This window comes from Desulfitobacterium hafniense DCB-2 (genome assembly GCF_000021925.1).
Lineage (GTDB): Bacteria > Bacillota > Desulfitobacteriia > Desulfitobacteriales > Desulfitobacteriaceae > Desulfitobacterium > Desulfitobacterium hafniense.
Genome location: NC_011830.1, coordinates 1,685,306 through 1,702,598, shown reverse-complemented (window position 1 = coordinate 1,702,598; position 17,293 = coordinate 1,685,306). Strand labels below are relative to the sequence as shown.

Genomic DNA, 17,293 nt, shown 5'->3' with positions numbered 1-17,293 from the left:
TGTTTCACCTTTAATCCTTTAATATTGATAAAATTGGTCGTTTTTTTCTTACACTTTGTGTCATTATAAAGAAGTCTCCTTGTCTGATTATCACGGTATCAAGAGTATGTCACCTATGTGCCATATAATAATGTTGTTAATAGGTAGCTATATTTAACTATATTAATTACTATTTGCGATCTTTATCATAGCTGTTAATGCTCTATAACTATCCATAATTGTTTTTCCATTATACGATACAATATTAGAGCCAACAAGCTCTGCCCCAGGCATTATTGATGCCCATTCTGCTTGACCGCTGTTCAAGAAAGTAATTTTCATTTCAAGTGGCCCTCGTATTTTTACAGGAGCAATATTCCTTGCCTTGATTAAGGCAGCTTTACTTTTTTCTTTTATTTTTTCAAATACTACAGAGGGTGTTAAACATTTTGCTGCATACCTTCCATATGACGTTTTAACTACAACTGTTTCAATGGTAGCATGCACGTCTTTTACTTCCTCCTCCAGAATGTTATCACCTGATACCAAAACAACTGGAACATTAAAATAACCGGCAACACATGCATTCATATAAAACTCGCCAACATCTTTATCATTTATATTAGTGTTTGAAACCACACCGCCATGGAAAGAGTGACTCAAAACCCCGCTTACATTCATTCTGGAATGATAGCCTATAAATATGACTGCATCAAACGATGCATCTAATCCTTCCATCATAGCACCCTTACGCGACGAACCAGTAATTAATTGAGCCTTATTGTTTAAAGATTCTATAAGTATATTAGTTCCTGCACCATGAAAATCATTAACCACGATTTCTGTTGCACCAACCTCAACAGCTCCTTCGATGGCTGCATTCACCTCTTGGGTCATAAGTTCTCTTGATCTCTGGTAATCCCGCTCCCCAGGCAATACCTGATTAACAGCAACAATTCCGCTTATTCCTTCAATATCGGCTGAAATATATATTTTCACAGTATCACACCTTACCTCAATAACTTCTTTTGCATAAGAGACTTGTTTTTATGATTATCAAAGTTAAAGAGACCCGGCTTCCTCAAGTTCCCTGATGATGATCTTTTGCATTTTCATCATCGCCTGTATTTGAGCGTCCGTGCCGGTTAAGGCTCTCATGTTATAGGGTACGATCTGCCAGGACAGACCAAACTTATCCTTAGCCCAACCACATTGCTCCGCCTCTTTGACATGAGACAGCTTATCCCAAAAGTAATCGATCTCATCCTGGTCTTCACACTCGATCGTCATTGATATGGCTTCGTTAAAATGGAAGTATGGGCCACCGTCCAGCGCAAGATACTTTTGTCCGTTTAATGTAAATTCAGCAGTTATTATTTTACCAGACATACCTTTAAAATGTTCATCAAGAGCTTCATTGGGATACCTTACAATTTTCTGTATTTCAGAATTGGGGAATACATTGACGTAGTAATTTATTGCCTCTTCACAATTATTGTCACCGAACCATAATGACGGTACTATCTTTTTCATGTTTCCTCCTTGCTGGAATCTCCTGCTCTTCAGAATCGATGGGGTGCCGGGCCATAATGGTCAAAGTGTTGACTACCACTGACGCATAATACATCCCGGCTGTTTCCTTCCTTAAAATTCGGCAGTTTGGAAAATCGCGAAGCCTGCTTCCTGATTTTTAAAAAGGGCGGATTTTCAAGATGGCCTCGGAGAGCTCCGCCACGTATAGCGCCAGTGGCTGACCGGATCTTGCCAATATCTCAAAAGCTACCGGACACACTTCAACCACATTCAACACACTGTAAAGACTCTCTAACCTTTCCGGCTGGTTTGTATACGGATACGTCTTGCAGCTTTCAGGTTTCACATCACCTAGTTTACATTCCCCATCTTCAGCCAGAAAATCACAGGGCCGGTGCTTGGTTTGATAATTATACCCTACTTCGTCGAATCCAGAAAGAACTCTTTGAACTGATCAGCTGTTAGCTTCATGTATCCCGCTGCTTTTTCCAGTTCCTCTTCATCGGCACGATTCTTCAGGAAGGAACGAAATCTGAAATTGTCAGCCTCTATCATCTTTGCCGCTTTTTTAACTTCACTCGGTTTCAGCATATCTTCTGTTTCATCTCACATTATTAGCAGTATTGGCAACATAATGTGTAGCATAGGCTTTTTCTATAAGGGCATCTCCGGATTTACTAAAACGCAAGGGGATTTTTTTGCCTTTTACACCCCACCGGTTATATGCTGTCCATGAAGGCTTTAACTGATTCTCCAGAGCATATGCCCTCAGTTCTTTCATAATAAATGACAACTTCCTCAAGTTGGCCTTACATACCTTTTCAAGGTACGGTACACGGCCGCACCGCCAATCTTCATAATCTTTGGCAGATAATACTCCGATTTTCATCAGCAGCCCTACAGGAGATATGTAAATCTCCTCCGTTAGTGTACTGCTTGCCATAGAGTGTATCTTATGTTTTAGTTCCTCGTTATTCATTCTTCATCCCTTCACTTGCTTTGGTCCTTCCTCAGCGACGACGTTCCAGTTCACGCCAAATTTGTCTCTTACTGCGGCATGGAACACACTGTAGAAGGTCTCGGTCGGCGGGAGCGTCACCTCGCCACCCACGCAAAGCACGTCGAAGATAGCCGTCGCTTCCTTGCCCGTAGGTACCGTGGCGGTTAGCTTGATGTTATCACCGTTCTTGGGTGGTGCAGCTTCATCGGCAAACCAGACGTTCGTACCACAGACGATCATCTCAGCGTGCATGACCCAAGTACTCAGCAATTCAGGCGGCGTCTTTGAGCCCTCCGGCATATAGTCACCGTAGGGCAGAATTTTTGGTTCGTCACAATTGAAGACGGCGCGGTAGAAATTCAGCGCATCTTTGCAGTTCCCGTTGAATGTAAGGTAAGGTGTAATCATGGTTTCCTCTCCTTTGTTTTGCCTTTGGCTTAATCAGGTAGTAACTGCGAAACAGAGTCTCATCCTCTTATTCTTTCCCAATATTTCTAACGAGCAATCTTTTTCAGCCGGATCTCAACAACGTTTATCATCCAGTTAATTTTCTGCTGTACTTTTAGATCCGAGCTTTTCATTTGCTCTAATTTTATAAAGATTGACTGACTTTAGTCGCCTCAAGATAGACAAGCGGAAAGGCGGCTCTTAATACTTTCCGCCGGCCAACAGAAAAACCATTTTTCTCAATAAACCCGGTATATTCCTCCGGTGTCCACTTCGAGTAAGTTTCAAACCCGATAAGTTTCAGTATTCTGGCGTTCAGATTCCAGGTAGAGTTTTTCAGGTGCCCATGGGCAAAGGTCGGCGCGATCAGTAATCCGTCAGGTTTCAGTACCCTGCGGATACTCGCAAGGGTTGCTTCGGGGTCTGGCATAATATGCAAGGCATTGGAAATGATGACCGCATCAAACGAGTCATTCGCAAAGGATAACGCCGTAGCGTCTTCGAGGGAAAATCTAACATTTGCCGGAGCAATTTTCTTTTTTGCGGTTTCAATCATCTTGGGGGAGAAGTCCGTCGCCTCAACTTGCCGGACAAATTTGGCTATGCCAAGGGCCATCAAACCGGTTCCGGTGGCGACTTCCAAAACCCGCATATCGGCTCTCAGCACTTCCGACATCAGACTGTACATTTCTTCGTATGCCGCTTTGTTAAACCGATTAATCTCGAAGTCATACAGCCCGGAATACCGGTCCCAAAATTTTTTGTTGTTGCGCATAGTCAATTACTCCCTTGACCTGAAATTTAATCGTCCAGGCTAAGCTCCACTTCTAAAACATCACGAACAAATTCCTCAAACTCCCGGGGCGAAAAACAGTTATGAAAAACATAATTCGGCATTTGTACCTTTAAAATATTGTAAACTATTGTCATAATATAATAATAAGACCAAACATATGTTCAGGTCAACCTGATAACATATATTTGGTCTCAAAACTTAAGTTACACTCACAAAATAGTTTCATAAGAATCCTTCTACAATTACCACCGATAGACACTATCCAATCCTTCCATCATTGTACCCTTATGGGATAAACCAGTGGCTTTTGGCAAACAACTGCAAGGATGTTTGTATGGAATCGGCCGAAAACTATTGGACTCCCGTTTACAATATCCTCGAAACCGACTGCAAAATCGTCCTCGCCCACCCAAGTATGTCAAGGCCATTCGCGGCAAAAAAACCGATAGAGCACGATTTGGTGTCCGGCAGCTTTATCCCTCCGGCAGAGATTCGCCAGTTTCGGGATTTGATGCGCTATCGGAACAAACTGACCAACTTTTCCACCGGAGAAAAGAACCGTGCTCAAAACTGCCTGACGGTTTCCAATATCAAATTGGATGATGTGTTTTCCGACGTTTTTGGAAAAAGTGCGTCATTCCAAATCAACTGCCTCTCCTTTTTTGTTTATCATGCCTTGAGAATGCCAAAGAAGATAAGGTTCCGGATCACTCCGTCTTCTCTCAAAAACGCAGACGCCGCTTCAAGGATACGGAAGTGTTTCGGGCGACTTTCAATACCGTGGTTAAGCGCTGCGCCGAAGCGGGCCTCATCGGCGGCGCTATTCGTCGACAAAACGATAGCCGACCCCGATTTCAGTCAGTATAAATCGCGGCTTTGCAATGTTCTTCTCTATTTTACGCCGCAGATTGGCCATAAAAACCCGGATAGTTTTCGTATCGCCTGTTTCACTATAGCCCCATACTTCCTTAACGATATAGTTGTGGGTCAGAACCTTCCCCTTGTTGGCAATCATGAGCTGCAGCAATTTGTATTCCATCGGAGTTAAATGGACCTCATTCCCATCAACGAGGACTTTGCGTTTTTCATAATCCACCGTTAAGTAATCACAGGAAAAAACGGATAGGGATGGAGGCGCCAATTGTTGCTGGAGCCTTCTCTTAACCGCGCGGATTCTCGCCAGCAGCTCGCCCATATGGAAAGGTTTCGTAATATAATCGTCCGCTCCCAAGTCCAATGCTTCGATCTTTTCTTTTTCCTGCTCTCTTGCCGATACCACAAGTATTGGCGTACCGGAAAAGCCGCGAATTTCTCTGATGACCACCAGCCCGTCCTTATCCGGCAGTCCGAGATCCAGTAATACCATATCCGGATGATTGGATGTAAATAAAAACAGCCCTTCATCCGCGCTTTCGGCAACCGTGACCTTATAGCCCTCCTTTTTGAGGGAAACCGCGACGAAGTTTGAAATATACCTATCATCCTCAATCAGCAACACAGTGAGTTCATCCGTCATTTTTTATTCACCTCCATTTGGAAGGGAGAACACAAAACGGGCGCCTCCGGCCGGCTGATTTTCCGCCCGGATCGCTCCGCCATGAGCTTCTACAATAGCCTTGCAAATTGCAAGACCCAGCCCCATTCCGCGTTTTCCATCAATAATATTGTTTTTTGGGGTTGTAAACCCATCAAACAGCCTGTTCATGATATCTTCGGCAATGCCATTTCCATTATCACAGACTTCAAATACCACGTCATTTCCCAATATACCTACTTTAAGATCAATACAGCTGTCAAGGGGTGTATGCTTGACGGCGTTGTCCAGTAAATTTACAAGAACCTGCACGACAAGCTTGCCGTCCATGGGTAATGAAATCACCTCATTGGGCAACGAAACCTCTAAATGTCTGTTTTGCAGAATTCGAGACATATGAGAAGTCGCTTCGTTCACAACATCATCCACAACCTCGTCCTCTTTGTGCAAAAAAAGCTGGCCTTCTCCTATACGCGTCATATTCAATATGTTCTCTACAAAATTGGCCAGCCAGATCATTTCTTCGCTAATGTCGGCGGCCAGCTTTTTTTGCTCTTCAAGCGATAATTGCTCAAATTTGTCCGTTAGCAGCGAGCTTGCACCGGTGAGCGCCGTGAGCGGGGTACGCAAATCATGGGCCACCGAACGCAGCAGCGTACTGCGCAAGCGCTCCCGCTCCATAGCGACCCGTATTTCTTCCCGTTCACGATAGCTGTACTCTCTGTCCAACGCGGCCCCAAGCTGTGTCGCCACGGTTTTTACTACCAGTTCCTGCTGGAAGGTCAACTCATCCCTTCCGCAATATAAGGTGAGCGATCCCATTTGCTTTGCAACGCCTTGTATGGGAATTGTGAGCCCTTCCATATCTGATTGGGCATACTGTTCGCTGAAATATTCCTGATCATCCCCGTCCAGGATAACGCGGCTTGCATATCCTGTATGATCATAGATGTACTTAATTCCCCGCAGAATGATATTGCGTTTTCCTGTGATATGCAGGAAATCTTCGGCCACTTTATAGAGCAACCTCGCCGTCAGCTCGCTCTGATGGGAAATGCTTATTTGCTTTTGCAGGCGGGAGGTGATCGTGCCCGAAACAACGGCGGTTACAAGAAAGAACAGCAACAGCATCACGTCTACCGCACTGTAGATCAAAAAGGCATAACGTGGCTCCGTAAAGAAAAAATCGAACAATACCACGCCGGCCACGGATGCAGCAATGCCATAAATATATCCATTGGTCAGTATCGTTACAAACAGAACGCCAAGCAGAAACATCATGAGTATGCTTTCTCTGCCTGCGCCAAGTCTGGCGATCAGGAGCGAACCTAACAGGGATAACGTCAGTACAACCAGCACCTTCATTACCGAACGGGAGATTTCTCTGTTTTTCCTGTTTATCGTCACGAGTCCATAACCTCCCTTCGCCAGAGTACATAATTAACGTTATTTCATATCCAGTATACGGGAGCAGTCTTTCGTATTTCCTGCGATGATCAGGTGCTGGTTCTTCATAAAAACATGCTCGGCGCTGGTAACGGGGATTATTTTCCCGTTTTTCTTTATAGCGATGATATTGATATTATATCTGGAACGGACATTTACCTGTTTAATGCTTTTATCTACCCAGTTATCCGGCACCTCGATCTCAAAGATCGAAAAATCCTCTGCCAATTCAAAATAGTCAAGGACATTGCGCGCGCTATATTTCCGTGCGGCCTTCAGCGCCACGTCCCGCTCGGGATGAATGACCTCGTTGGCTCCGTTGCGCAGCAGGAACTTTTCATGAATCGTTCTGTCTGCTTTTGATACCACATACTTTGCTCCAAACTCCTTCAGCAACGATGTGATTTCCAAAGACGCTTGAAAATTATCGCCGATGCATACAAAGCATATGTCAAAGTTGCTTACGCCCAAAGAACGCAGCAGCTTTTCATCCATACAATCGCCGATATGGGCACGCGTGACGCAGGGCAGCAGGTCGTTTATCTTTTCCTCTTCCTTATCGACGATCATGACTTCATTGCCAAGCTCCGTCATCCTTGTGGCCAAATGCTTTCCAAACCTGCCAATGCCGATGATCAATACTGTTTTCATGTTCTTCCTCCCTAGCCGATGATAATCTTTTCTTCCGGATTTCTAAGCTTCGATTTCGTTCCCATCATTACAGCCATTAACAATGTCAGGCTGCCTACGCGCCCGCTGTACATGAGCAGTATGATGACCATGCGTGACAGCGTATCCAATTCTCGTGTGATCCCTGTGGACAGCCCTACCGTGCCAAGGGCCGACAGCGTTTCAAAAGCCGCATCTTTCACAGGCAATCCCTGCGTAGTAATGAGCAAAAATATGCCCAAAATCGATAACATAATGTATATTGTCGTACTGCAATAGGCCCGTTTGATCGTATTGTTCTCCAATCTCCTGTGGAAAATATTGATGTCGTCCGTATTCCTGATGTAGGATATCGTCGCCAGCAAGATGACCATGATGGTGGTCGTCTTGATACCGCCGCCTGTAGAACCGGGAGATGCTCCGATTAACATCAGCAGCATGGACAAAACCGTGCCGCCTTCAGTTAACGCAGCAGTATCCACCGTGTTAAAACCGGCTGTTCTTGGCGTGATCGATTGGAAGAGCGAGGCCAGCAGCTTATCGATCGGGTGCATCGCCGCGAGCACGTTGCCCTGTTCCATGGCATAGAACAGAATTGCGCCGCCGATAATTAAAAACGCCGTCGACAGCAGAACAATCTTGGTATGAAGCTTATAGCGTACGTAACGCAGCTTGTGCTCCATGATATCATCCCAGACCACAAACCCAAGTCCGCCGATGACGATCAGCGTCATAATCGTCAGATTGACCAGCACATCGCTCTGATAAGGTATCAGAGATGTGTATGGGGCAAATCTTCCCATCAGGTCAAAGCCCGCATTGCAAAAGGCGGATATCGAATGGAATACGGCATAATAAACGCCTGTCGCTACACCCATCTGAGGACAAAAGCGAATAGCCAACAATATCGCACCCATGCCCTCAACTATCGCAGTACAGATGATTATGCGTCGAATCAATCGCACAATACCGCCTATTTGAAAAGCGCTGACCGACTCCGTCAAAACACCCCGTTCCGCAAGACCGATCTTGCGCCGGGCCATCATCAAAAAGAGAGTAGCCACCGTCATAAAACCCAATCCGCCGATTTGAATCAGGCATAAGATCACGATCTGGCCGAACAGGCTGAATTGCGTATATGTATCATGCACAACCAACCCTGTCACGCAGGTGGCGGAAGCGGAAGTAAACAAAGCATCGATAAACGGGAGAGAAGCTCCGTCCCTGCTGGCGGCGGGGAGCGATAGAAGAAGCGTTCCTATCAATATGATACCGGCAAAACCAAGCGCGATCATCTGTATGGAATTGGCTCTGAATTTCCCTAAAAACATCATAATGTTATTATCAACCTCTCAGGCAAGCGAGTATCTGGTTTACAGAAAAACCATTTTTTAGTATTACCGTATTATGCCAACTGAAACAACTATAAGGAGGACAATCATGCAGACACCTCCCTTATGACAATAGTATAACGAACCGGACATAAACATAGTGCAAATATGCTTCCGGTTTGTGTTAATTTTGTATAAACGCCGCTTATTCCTGCTTTGAAAAAAATGGTTATAAGATCAAAAATGATAGATTTACTGAAAAAGGAATCTTAATAGGAAAGAATATTTGTAATGAGCAAATTGGAAATTAAGATTTTAACCAGAGATTACAGCAAAGGCCGGGGGGTATTCGATCTGTCCTTCTCAGTTAGCCAGGGTGAGGTATTCCGGCATTGGCGTTCATCATACAGATGATGGCCAATACCGGAAAAGAGCTGGAAAACGCAAAGTATGCCACATTCTTCACCTGTTCAATCCGGATGGGATCATTGCGGGGGAATCAGCGGCGATTTGGGGCATAGCTGTTCTTTTCGTAGGCGCCATTATCTTATTCTCATCCGCAATCGCAATATTTGCAAAAAAGATTTGCCCATTTAGCAAAAGGAAGAATTGACTATGCCATCATGCGGGCGGTTTCCACGTATTCAAGTAAAGGAGGATCCCCAAAAAACTTATACTTTGTGATACGTAAAAAAGGCATATCTTCATTGTGAAAACATGCCCGCTCCTTTTGTTGTGTTTCTATATTCAGTTGTTTGCGAGATGGGGCTATGTCATCTATAGAATAGGCCCAAAACGCTATATATGGTATCTGAACCGTCTTATTTGCCCTTTTGACCACTATACGTCATCACTATTATGCTCTCCACACTCACTGTCCAGGGAAACATATCCACCGGCTGTACCTCTACCACCCTATACCCACCGTTCTGCAGTATCCCCAGATCCCGGGCCAAAGTCCCCGCATCACAGGAAACATAAATGATCTGCTCTGGCTTTAGCTCCAGCAATCCCTCCAGCACTTTCCGGTGGGCTCCGGCCCGGGGCGGATCAAGGACTACGATATGGGGATAGTCTCCGATCTGCTGAAAGGTGTCCTCCGCTTTGCCGACCATAAACTCCACATTATTCACTCTGTTGCGCTTGGCATTTTCCCTGGCATCTTCCACGGCATAGGGGTTTTCTTCAATTCCCCAGACCTTTTTGGCCTTGGCAGCTAAAGCCAGGGTAATGGTTCCGATTCCGCAGTAAAGATCCCAGACCACTTTCTCGGTGGAAAGTTCCGCCCAGTCCAGCACTTTGTTGTAAAGTTTACGGGTTTGAACCGGGTTCACCTGCAGGAAGGCCAGCGGGGAGATCTTAAACCTAGCCCCCAGCACATCCTCGGTAAATTCTTTTTGACCAGCGATTCGCTCCGGCTCACCCGAACTGTTGATACCCCAAACCGAGTGGGTTCCCCCGCCCATCTCTGACCATACATCAGCCTGTCGGACATCCTTCAAAGAGTCCAGAATCAACATCCCTTCCCCCTGGGAATTTTCCCGGAAGGTCAGCGCGTTCAGGTCAGGAAAGAGATTTTTATCCTGTTGGCCAAGAATTGCCTCGGCTTCCCGGACCCACCGGTTCATCGATTCACTGATCAGAAGGCAATCGGTGAAGGGAACTGTCGCTTTGCTTTTTTCCTGATAATAGCCAAGCGTATTCCCCTCTCCGCGATGAAGCCGCGCTTTGTTCCGGTAACGCCAGGGTTCATCCATACCCAAGGTTGGATGGACTTTGACTTTTTCCAGAGGGATTTTGCCAATCCTGGTCAGAGCATCTTCTACCCAGCGCTTTTTCCAGAGCAGGGTCTGGGCATAATTGAGGTGCTGCAGCTGACAACCGCCGCATCGGCCGAACACCGAACAGGGTGGTTCGATTCGCTCTGCCGAGGTTTTGCAGAGGCTCAGCAGTTGACCTCTTTGCCAGTTCTTTTTCTCTTCCACGATGCGAATCTGCCCTGTCTCCCCCGGCAGTAATCCGGAAACGAAGGTAGCTTTTCCTTCATGATATCCCACCCCGGAGCCATCTGAAGAAAGGCGCAGACATTCTATAGTAATCGGACGATGGGTATCGGCCGATTTCTTAACCATAGGTTTTGTATCCATTGAGTTTTTGCTCACAGAGTTGCCTCCCCCACACTATTTCCAGTTCATTGTAAACCAAAAGAAACCCCTCTGTCCAATTAGAGATGTGAGAATGATCCTCATTTTTCTGTTGACAAAGAAAGATAACAGCGTTATCATAACATTGTTATATAACATCGTTATGTAGCAATGTTATCATTCTCTACTGACAACAGGGACGCAATAGCGAAACAAGGCGCAATGACTGAGCAACCGGGCAGCATAAATCAGATTGCAGGAAGGAGGGTACAAAAATTTTTTACCCCCGAAGTTAGATCAATCTAACTAAGGAGAACCCCCGCTGCGCTTTCACAGAAGCGGGTTTCATTTTAGATGGAGAAGGGAGAATTTAAAAATGGATACTACATTAGTGGAGGAAAAAGAAAAGCAAAAGCATTTTATTTTATCCGGAAACCTCTGGAAGGTTATGGCTGATTTATCCTGGCCGGCGATTGTGGCCATGGTGTTATACGGTATGAATTCCGTGATGGATGCCTTCTTCGTCGGTCGGTACGTGGGCGAAGCCGCTCTGGCCGGGGTTTCTGTGGCTTATCCTCTGTCACAGATCAGCGTCGCTTTCGGCTCTCTGATCGGAGTCGGTGCCGGCTCGGTTTTGAGCATCGCCCTGGGTGCCAAAGACAGAAAGACCCAGGAACATTTGCTGGGCAATGTCAATTTACTTTCGATCATCGTCACCGCTGTATACATGCTTCTGGGCCTGGCCTTCTCCACCCAGCTGATCGCTATGATGGGCGGCAGGGGTGAAGCTCTCATACTGGGGGATCAATACTTCCGCATTACGATTTACGGCGCCTTCTTCTGGGTATACGGATTGGCCGGCAATATGATCATCCGGGCGGAAGGTAAAATGAAAACAGCCGCTGTGATGATGGGCTTCGGCTTGGCCGTGGACGTAATCTTTAAGTATTTGTTCATTGTGGTATTCCAATGGGGCGTTGAAGGGGCGGCCTGGGCAACCAATATCGGCATGTTGGTCTACACCCTGGTCAGCTGGCTTTATTTCAGCAAAGGCTGGGCAACCTTTCACTCCAAGCTGGCTTCCCTTCGCTGGGATCAAAAAATCGGAACTTCCGTGCTGCGGCTGGGGGCTTCATCCCTGATTATGAGTGTCATGAGCCTGGTTCAGGCTATATTCGTCTTCAACGCCTTATCCAAATACGGCACAACGTGGGATGTGGCCTTCTACGGTGTGGTCTACCGCATCTTCACTTTCCTGCTGACCCCTATTTTTGGCCTGATGCGAGCTTTGCAGCCGGTGATCGGCATCAATTACGGTGCCCGGCAATATGAGCGGGTGATCAGTTCCTACAAGATCTTCGCCGTAACTGCTCTGGTATTGACGCTGCCTTTCTGGTTTTTATCCATCGCCATCCCCGGTCCCATTCTGGGCCTGATGATGAAGGATGCAGCCTTCAGCGGTGCAGATCTCCTGTACTTCAGAGTGTATATGGCCATTTTGCCGGTGCTGTCCTTTATCTTTATGGCCATGACCCTCTTCCCATCTGTGGATAAAGGCAAGCCGGCGGCCATGATCGGTATCGCCCGGCAGTTGGTATTTTACGTTCCGGTCATGATCTTTTTGCCCAAAGCAATCGGCGTTGCCGGGGTTTATTACGGCTCACTGGCCATTGACGCCGTCATCATCCTCTGGACCCTGTTCATGGTGCGCAAAGAGTTTTCCCAGCTGCGGCAAAAAGCCCGCTCCGATAAGCCGGAAAGTATAGCCTATTCCTTATAATTACGCAGAAATTTCTCCATGGCTTGTATGGAGTCGTTGCTGATCACATGTTCGATAGCACAGGCATCCACGCCGGCCGTATCGGCGTTCAGCTTCAGAACCTGAGTAAAAAACTTTTCCAGTATGCGATGCTTATTGGAGGTAAGCTTGGCCAGTTTTCGTCCTTCCGGAGTTAAAAAGATCTCCCCATACTTTTCATTGGTAATCAGGCCCTTTTCAGAGAGGGTTGCCATGGCTCTGTTGGTGCTGGCTTTGGTAACGCTGAGCCGCTCGGCTATGTCGGATAGCCTGGCACCGCTTCCTTTCTCTGAAAGTTCGTAGACTGCCTCCAAATAATTTTCCATAGTAAAGGTCAGTTTTGTCATTTTACACCCCTCATTTTTTCAGTTCCAGGTCATTACTAGCAAAAGAGATTGTCCCAATTTATCGTGTTGCATAAATATTTATAGAACAGAAACACTAGAGTCCCGATTTTCTGTCTTGAAAAATCGGGGCTTTTAATTATTCAGAAGTCCCCGGCATCCATCACCCGATATCCCGCATCCCTTAATGCCTGAGCAAATAGTCCCTGACCTGCAATGAGCTTCCCGGTAAAGCTCCCATCATATATTGTCCTTACCCCACAAGTCGGGCTTCGTGATTGCAGGATGGCGAAGTCTATTTCTTCATCCTTAATAGCCCTTAAGGCCAATGCCACTCCTTTGCGATATAACGCGTCCACATCGGCTCCATTTTCGTCTCTTATTTTCCCCGCCACCATCTCTGCACAGGCCCTGGGGGTTCCCATTCCCGCCATTATCTCCGGGCAGATTTCCATAATTTCTTTGTCCTTTAGATAATTGACTACTTTGGGGTTTAAATTATTGCCGCCGTTATATTTGCAGTTGTGTCCCAGCAGGCAGGAGCTTACCAGTATCTTCATAATCGCCCCCCTCTATTTTTCACAGTTGCACTGATATACCGATCACCTGATGCACAAAAACCGGTAAGCCAGCAGAGAACAGCGACGGCGATCAGAATGATCAGCGGCATCGTCCAGTTAGCGGTTAGATCGTGCAGATACCCAAAAAACATAGGCCCGAAGGCAGCCAGGAGATAGCCAATCGATTGGGCCATCCCGGAGAGCCTGGCCGCTTCGTCGGCATTTTCCGTGCGCAGGCTGAAGAGCATCATCGCCAGACTGAAGGTAAATCCTCCCCCAATTCCCAATATGATAATCCATAATAAGGTCAGCCCTGACCCGCCCCAAAGGAGCAGCCCCGCAAGCCCTATGATCACGCACACCGAACCGAAAGTCACCAATGAATGCTGACTGGCCTTGCGCCCGGCCAGAACAGAGCCCACAAAGGTCATGGGGATCAGTGCCAGCTGCATAAGGGAAAGCATCCAGCCTGCTTGGCCTGAATTCATCCCCGCCTGAATTAAAATGTCCGGCAGCCAGGCAACCATGCAGTAAAACACCATGGATTGCAGCCCCATGTACAAGGTGACCTGCCAGGCCAAAGACGATTTCCACATGTTTATGCTTTTGGCGTCCGCTCCCTGCGCCCTATTCCTATGCTTAACTTCTTCAGAGCGTCTATAGGTTTCTGCTTTGGCCTCCCTAGTGATGGATTCTCCGGCAGCTGAGCTTCCTTGGCTGTTCCGCCTTAACTGGGGAATCCAGCAGAACATGGCGATCAGGCTAAGTACCGCCCAAATCCTTAACGCCCCGGTCCATCCTAAGCCCAAGCCCACCGCTAAGGGAATACTGATACCGGAGGCCAGTGCCGCAAAGGTATTCATGGAAACGGTGTAGACACCTGTCATCACTCCGACCTGTCTGGGAAACTCTCTTTTTATCAGACTTGGTATTAATACATTGCCCACTGAGATGGAAAGCCCCAGAATTGCCGTTCCCAGAAACAAGCCGAAACTTCCCGACCAGGAACGCAGTAAAATTCCAGCGGCAAGAATGACAACGGAGCCAAACAACACCCGTTCCATCCCAAATCTGCGGGCCAATCCGGGAACAAGGGGAGAAAACAAAGCGAAGGCAAACAGGGGCAAGGTAGTCATCATACCCGCTAAGGTGTTGGAAATATGCAGGCTGTCGCGCATTAAACTGACCAAAGGTCCAACTGAAGTCAAAGGTGCCCGCAGATTGGCTGCGAGCAGGGCGATTCCCAGCATCAAGATCAGGACTGTTCTATTTGGCGAAGATGAATGCTGTGTTGGTTTAGTGCTTAACTGATTCATTGTTCTATTTTCTCCTTAAATGACATACTTTCCTTTTATTCATTGATCAAATGACTCAGAGACTTCTTAGCATCCTCCAGATAATGATTGACGCTATCTAACGCCAGCTGGGAGTCGCCGGCTTGAATTGCTTGAAAGAGATTGGTATGGATTTCGTTTTCATAATTGATAGGATTTCTGATTCGCAAAACCTCATCCACCGAACGCTGTAAAGCATCGGTAATGTGCTCGTACATTTCAATAAACATTGTATTATGGGTGGCTTTTACCACAGATTTATGAAAAGCCGTATCCGCCTCTATAAATCGGCCCAATTCATGGCTTTGGGCCGCTTCTTTGCAAAGTTCAAGGCAAGCTTCAATGTGTTGCAAATCCTCTGCCGTTCTTTTCCCGGCGGCCAGCTGAGCGGCTTCTCTCTCCAATCCTAAGCGAACCTCTAAGGTTTCATAAAGATTGCTTTTTTGAACTTTCTTTGCCAAGGCCAGGGCAAAGTTACTGTTGGCTTTTACCGTAGTCCCGATGCCTTGACGGGTCTCCAGCAACCCGACATGAACCAGGGCTTGGATTCCTTCTCTTAGGGTATTTCTGCTTACATCAAACCTATCCATCAATTCCGGCTCCGCAGGTATTTTTTCACCAATCTGCCATTGTCCGCTTTCGATCATATGCTCCAGTTGGGCAGTTACCTGCCCCACTAATGTGGATCTGCTCGCTTTCTGAATGGACACCGAAGCTCCTCCTTTCCAAACGTAGGATGATTGGTTTATAGTATATTTATAAAGAATCTTGTCTCTTTTGTCAAGTAAAGGCTTGAGGAGATGAATGATGCTCCGGACCATTGAAAATACCCCTATCCGTAGTATTGGATAGAGGTGTTTTTGCTTACTGGAGATTGGCTGGCTATTAGGTTAAGTCATGGCTGCCGCCCTCAATTCATTTGTTTTGCTCAGGAAATTTGTTTTCCTCTTTCCTGTCTTTTTCCGGGTAGTGTTGGCAATGGTCAAGAAGGCAATGCCCTTTTTCGTCAGCCATCATGCAATGTTCCCTATGCTTGGCACACCTGTACCAACCATCGTTTTCACTTACAAAGGCCCTGCTCATGAAGAACCAGCTTCCTTTCCTTACCTTTCTTTTTATTGTGTTTTCTATAGTATATCATTTTTTCAAATTACTTTTTCAGATTCACTTGCCGATGGTTTTCAAATGGTGCACCGGTGCAACATTTGCAGACCTTTACAAACTTAATAAATTATGGACTAAAAACGGAGCAGCCACCGACATATAAATGGCGGCGATTCCCATGGCCACCCCGGACATGGAACCCTGAAGCGTTCCCTCAGCCAGAGCCGAAGCTGTGCCCTGACCATGGGCCGTCGTTCCATAGGCTAATCCGCGCACCAGAGGATTGGTCACTTTGAACAGATTTAATAAAACGGGGGTCATAAAGGACCCAATGATGCCGGTAGCAATGACAAAAACCGAAGTGAGGGTCGGATCGCCGCTTAAGATACCGGAGACGCTGACGGCAATGGGCACGGTCACGGATTTGGGCACTAAGGAGGTCACAATGAGCTTATCCAGCCCTAACCATTCAGCCACCAAAACCGTCGTAACGATATTGACCGTCGTTCCCACCACGATCCCGCCCACCACCGGCAGGATATTTTTTCTTAATACCTCCCGGCTCCGGTAGAGGGGAATGGCCAAAGCCACTGTGGCCGGCCCCAGCAGGTAAGTCAAAATAGCCTTGGTATCCTGGTACTGGCTCACTGTGATGCCGGAAATCCAAAAAACGGCGATGATTAAGGCGGTGCTCAGGAAGACCACATTGACCAATGGACTGGGATAACGCTTACTTAAGAAACGGCTGAAGGCATAGGCGCCTACCGTAATAGCCATCATCATCAATACAAACAACAGGTTCATTTAAACTCCTCCTTTAGGTGAACAAAACCGGACCAGCAAGGCGGTCACTGAGTTCATAACCATAACACATACTGCCGTGCCCAAAACAATGGACACTAAAAGCTGGACGCCGCTTAACTGGAACAGGCCAATCCATTGCATCAATCCTACGGCAATGGGAATAAAGAAAAAAGCTAGATGTTTAAGCAGCAAATCTGCTCCTTCTTCGATCCATTCCATTCTAACAATTCCCGCCAGCAATAACAAAAATAAGATAATCATACCCAAAACATTTCCCGGAATGGGAAGATGGCTTTTTGCCGCTACCCAATTTCCCAATTGATAGATTACCCAAAGCAAAGCAATCTGCAGGATAAAACGCAACCCCTGAGCCATGAACTCTCACCTCTTTCTCTTTCTATATACGATTATAGAGTCATTCTTTTCATTTGTAAAATAGATAGTTGTCATCAAATCTATCTATTTAATAG

Annotated in this window: 19 protein-coding genes and 1 pseudogene; 2 read left to right on the top strand and 18 right to left on the bottom strand. The window is 46.5% G+C overall.

What is annotated here, in order from left to right:
* Positions 1 to 162 precede the first annotated feature (162 nt).
* The 7 genes from DHAF_RS07955 to DHAF_RS07935 all read right to left on the bottom strand — a co-directional run bounded on the left by DHAF_RS07955 (position 163) and on the right by DHAF_RS07935 (position 3,734).
* A complete protein-coding gene (locus DHAF_RS07955; protein ID WP_015943534.1) occupies positions 163 to 978 on the bottom strand; it encodes a M55 family metallopeptidase in 816 nt (271 codons plus the stop codon).
* A gap of 63 nt (positions 979 to 1,041) precedes the next feature.
* Entirely contained in the window at positions 1,042 to 1,512 is a 471-nt protein-coding gene (locus DHAF_RS07950) for a VOC family protein (protein WP_005809631.1), read from the bottom strand.
* A complete protein-coding gene (locus DHAF_RS26575) occupies positions 1,478 to 1,606 on the bottom strand; it encodes a hypothetical protein (RefSeq protein ID WP_274532759.1) in 129 nt (42 codons plus the stop codon). The genes DHAF_RS07950 and DHAF_RS26575 overlap by 35 nt, the downstream gene beginning before the upstream one ends.
* 323 nt (positions 1,607 to 1,929) lie before the next feature.
* A complete protein-coding gene (locus DHAF_RS26050) occupies positions 1,930 to 2,103 on the bottom strand; it encodes a hypothetical protein (RefSeq protein WP_015943533.1) in 174 nt (57 codons plus the stop codon).
* Between the two features lie 10 nt (positions 2,104 to 2,113).
* Complete coding sequence (locus DHAF_RS07945) at positions 2,114 to 2,491, bottom strand: hypothetical protein (RefSeq protein WP_005809638.1); 378 nt, start codon at positions 2,489 to 2,491, stop codon at positions 2,114 to 2,116.
* Between the two features lie 3 nt (positions 2,492 to 2,494).
* Positions 2,495 to 2,920 (bottom strand): VOC family protein, encoded by a 426-nt coding sequence (locus DHAF_RS07940; protein WP_015943532.1) that lies wholly within the window; start codon positions 2,918 to 2,920, stop codon positions 2,495 to 2,497.
* Positions 2,921 to 3,104: 184 nt separating this feature from the next.
* Entirely contained in the window at positions 3,105 to 3,734 is a 630-nt protein-coding gene (locus DHAF_RS07935) for a class I SAM-dependent methyltransferase (protein ID WP_005809641.1), read from the bottom strand.
* 322 nt (positions 3,735 to 4,056) lie between these two features.
* Here DHAF_RS07935 and DHAF_RS26360 point away from each other — a divergent pair.
* Positions 4,057 to 4,389: pseudogene (locus DHAF_RS26360) on the top strand (IS110 family RNA-guided transposase); the annotation flags it as partial.
* A 186-nt stretch (positions 4,390 to 4,575) separates the two neighbouring features.
* On the opposite strand, the gene DHAF_RS07930 reads toward DHAF_RS26360, so the two are convergent.
* The 5 genes from DHAF_RS07930 to rlmD all read right to left on the bottom strand — a co-directional run bounded on the left by DHAF_RS07930 (position 4,576) and on the right by rlmD (position 10,897).
* Positions 4,576 to 5,271, bottom strand: coding sequence for a response regulator (locus DHAF_RS07930; protein ID WP_011461351.1), 696 nt, complete (start codon positions 5,269 to 5,271; stop codon positions 4,576 to 4,578).
* 3 nt (positions 5,272 to 5,274) lie between these two features.
* Positions 5,275 to 6,696, bottom strand: a complete 1,422-nt coding sequence (locus tag DHAF_RS07925; RefSeq protein WP_015943531.1) for a sensor histidine kinase — start codon at positions 6,694 to 6,696, stop codon at positions 5,275 to 5,277.
* 39 nt (positions 6,697 to 6,735) lie between these two features.
* Entirely contained in the window at positions 6,736 to 7,386 is a 651-nt protein-coding gene (locus DHAF_RS07920; protein WP_015943530.1) for a potassium channel family protein, read from the bottom strand.
* Positions 7,387 to 7,397: 11 nt separating this feature from the next.
* A complete protein-coding gene (locus DHAF_RS07915; protein ID WP_015943529.1) occupies positions 7,398 to 8,738 on the bottom strand; it encodes a TrkH family potassium uptake protein in 1,341 nt (446 codons plus the stop codon).
* Positions 8,739 to 9,556: 818 nt separating this feature from the next.
* A complete protein-coding gene (gene rlmD / locus DHAF_RS07900; RefSeq protein ID WP_015943528.1) occupies positions 9,557 to 10,897 on the bottom strand; it encodes a 23S rRNA (uracil(1939)-C(5))-methyltransferase RlmD in 1,341 nt (446 codons plus the stop codon).
* 358 nt (positions 10,898 to 11,255) lie between these two features.
* On the opposite strand from rlmD, the gene DHAF_RS07895 reads away from it, so the two are divergent.
* The gene (locus DHAF_RS07895; RefSeq protein ID WP_015943527.1) at positions 11,256 to 12,659 is read left to right on the top strand and encodes an MATE family efflux transporter; all 1,404 of its coding nucleotides are present in this window, start codon (positions 11,256 to 11,258) and stop codon (positions 12,657 to 12,659) included.
* Here DHAF_RS07895 and DHAF_RS07890 read toward each other — a convergent pair.
* The 6 genes from DHAF_RS07890 to DHAF_RS07865 all read right to left on the bottom strand — a co-directional run bounded on the left by DHAF_RS07890 (position 12,647) and on the right by DHAF_RS07865 (position 17,198).
* The gene (locus DHAF_RS07890) at positions 12,647 to 13,024 is read right to left on the bottom strand and encodes a metal-dependent transcriptional regulator (RefSeq protein WP_005809664.1); all 378 of its coding nucleotides are present in this window, start codon (positions 13,022 to 13,024) and stop codon (positions 12,647 to 12,649) included. The genes DHAF_RS07895 and DHAF_RS07890 overlap by 13 nt on opposite strands.
* Before the next feature lie 140 nt (positions 13,025 to 13,164).
* A complete protein-coding gene (locus tag DHAF_RS07885; protein WP_015943526.1) occupies positions 13,165 to 13,581 on the bottom strand; it encodes a 2-thiouracil desulfurase family protein in 417 nt (138 codons plus the stop codon).
* Positions 13,578 to 14,897 (bottom strand): CynX/NimT family MFS transporter, encoded by a 1,320-nt coding sequence (locus tag DHAF_RS07880; RefSeq protein ID WP_015943525.1) that lies wholly within the window; start codon positions 14,895 to 14,897, stop codon positions 13,578 to 13,580. The genes DHAF_RS07885 and DHAF_RS07880 overlap by 4 nt, the downstream gene beginning before the upstream one ends.
* Before the next feature lie 35 nt (positions 14,898 to 14,932).
* The gene (locus DHAF_RS07875; RefSeq protein ID WP_015943524.1) at positions 14,933 to 15,625 is read right to left on the bottom strand and encodes a FadR/GntR family transcriptional regulator; all 693 of its coding nucleotides are present in this window, start codon (positions 15,623 to 15,625) and stop codon (positions 14,933 to 14,935) included.
* A gap of 505 nt (positions 15,626 to 16,130) precedes the next feature.
* Positions 16,131 to 16,823, bottom strand: a complete 693-nt coding sequence (locus tag DHAF_RS07870; RefSeq protein ID WP_005809671.1) for an LrgB family protein — start codon at positions 16,821 to 16,823, stop codon at positions 16,131 to 16,133.
* A complete protein-coding gene (locus tag DHAF_RS07865; protein ID WP_005809673.1) occupies positions 16,824 to 17,198 on the bottom strand; it encodes a CidA/LrgA family protein in 375 nt (124 codons plus the stop codon). It abuts the gene before it with no gap.
* Between the last annotated feature and the right edge of the window lie 95 nt (positions 17,199 to 17,293).

Bases quoted from the DNA above. Each gene is read 5' to 3' on its own strand.
- DHAF_RS07950 (WP_005809631.1), bottom strand. From the start codon at position 1,512: ATGAAAAAGATAGTACCGTCATTATGGTTCGGTGACAATAATTGTGAA.
- DHAF_RS26575 (WP_274532759.1), bottom strand. From the start codon at position 1,606: ATGTATTATGCGTCAGTGGTAGTCAACACTTTGACCATTATGGCCCGG.
- DHAF_RS26050 (WP_015943533.1), bottom strand. From the start codon at position 2,103: ATGCTGAAACCGAGTGAAGTTAAAAAAGCGGCAAAGATGATAGAGGCT.
- DHAF_RS07945 (WP_005809638.1), bottom strand. From the start codon at position 2,491: ATGAATAACGAGGAACTAAAACATAAGATACACTCTATGGCAAGCAGT.
- DHAF_RS07940 (WP_015943532.1), bottom strand. From the start codon at position 2,920: ATGATTACACCTTACCTTACATTCAACGGGAACTGCAAAGATGCGCTG.
- DHAF_RS07935 (WP_005809641.1), bottom strand. From the start codon at position 3,734: ATGCGCAACAACAAAAAATTTTGGGACCGGTATTCCGGGCTGTATGAC.
- DHAF_RS07930 (WP_011461351.1), bottom strand. From the start codon at position 5,271: ATGACGGATGAACTCACTGTGTTGCTGATTGAGGATGATAGGTATATT.
- DHAF_RS07920 (WP_015943530.1), bottom strand. From the start codon at position 7,386: ATGAAAACAGTATTGATCATCGGCATTGGCAGGTTTGGAAAGCATTTG.
- DHAF_RS07915 (WP_015943529.1), bottom strand. From the start codon at position 8,738: ATGATGTTTTTAGGGAAATTCAGAGCCAATTCCATACAGATGATCGCG.
- DHAF_RS07895 (WP_015943527.1), top strand. From the start codon at position 11,256: ATGGATACTACATTAGTGGAGGAAAAAGAAAAGCAAAAGCATTTTATT.
- DHAF_RS07890 (WP_005809664.1), bottom strand. From the start codon at position 13,024: ATGACAAAACTGACCTTTACTATGGAAAATTATTTGGAGGCAGTCTAC.
- DHAF_RS07885 (WP_015943526.1), bottom strand. From the start codon at position 13,581: ATGAAGATACTGGTAAGCTCCTGCCTGCTGGGACACAACTGCAAATAT.
- DHAF_RS07880 (WP_015943525.1), bottom strand. From the start codon at position 14,897: ATGAATCAGTTAAGCACTAAACCAACACAGCATTCATCTTCGCCAAAT.
- DHAF_RS07870 (WP_005809671.1), bottom strand. From the start codon at position 16,823: ATGAACCTGTTGTTTGTATTGATGATGATGGCTATTACGGTAGGCGCC.
- DHAF_RS07865 (WP_005809673.1), bottom strand. From the start codon at position 17,198: ATGGCTCAGGGGTTGCGTTTTATCCTGCAGATTGCTTTGCTTTGGGTA.